General features: G+C 55.1%; 1 protein-coding gene and 1 pseudogene. Both read right to left on the minus strand.

Features of this window, described 5'->3' with window-relative positions; genetic code table 11:
* Positions 1-257, minus strand: a pseudogene (locus Q0882_RS16620) (DUF1302 domain-containing protein); the annotation flags it as partial.
* Positions 258-344: 87 nt separating this feature from the next.
* Positions 345-773, minus strand: a 429-nt coding sequence (locus Q0882_RS16625) for an MMPL family transporter (RefSeq protein WP_299184094.1), incomplete at its 5' end; no start/stop codon positions are given.

Consider the following 773-nt stretch of genomic DNA (forward strand, 5'->3'; position numbering starts at 1 on the left):
ACACCGTCGTAGCTGCCTCGCAGCACACCGTTGATGCTGACATTACTCCAGCTATCAGACTCAATCGGCTTATGGAACTCCGCTTGCGCCGTGTTACGGAATTTAGATAATCCCTTGCTGTCACGGAAATAGGTCGCGTTTTCAACGAACCCGGCCCATTCAGTGTCTGCAGCGCTGACGGTGGAGCCGTAGCTCATCGCCAATCCTGCTGCCACCCCTACGGTCAGTGCGTTGAGGGCTGTTATTTTTTTTGTCATCTCTGAACCCCTTCAGGCTTTTGTTTTTTTGAGTTGCTCGTTCTTACAACATGCATCGCCAGCGGATAAGCTGGGCGGATCCCTGCATTACGCATGGATCACCCCATCCTCATCTTTGTAGGCGTCGCAGATAAACTTCGGTTTAAACACCAGTACCCAGCTCGGTACCAGCAGCATCGCAGCCGCACCGTTGAGGATCACCATCACGGTCAGCAACAGCGCTGCATCGGATTGGAATCGCAGATCGGAGAGCAGTACCCACATCACGATCCCGGCGATCAGCGTGATCGCGGTGAAGCTGATCGCCAGACCGGTGGTACTGATCGCTTTGCGTACCGCGGCATTCAGATCCTGCAGGGCCACCATCTCGGCGCGGATACGGTCCATCATGTAGATGGAGTAGTCGATGCCGACCCCCACACCCACCGCGATAATCGGTACGGTGTTGATGTTGATCCCCATATGGGTCACACCCATGTAGGCATAGGTCAGGGTGGTCGCGAACAGCATCGCCAT

Source organism: uncultured Neptuniibacter sp. (genome assembly GCF_947498015.1).
Classification (GTDB): Bacteria; Pseudomonadota; Gammaproteobacteria; order Pseudomonadales; family Balneatricaceae; genus Neptuniibacter.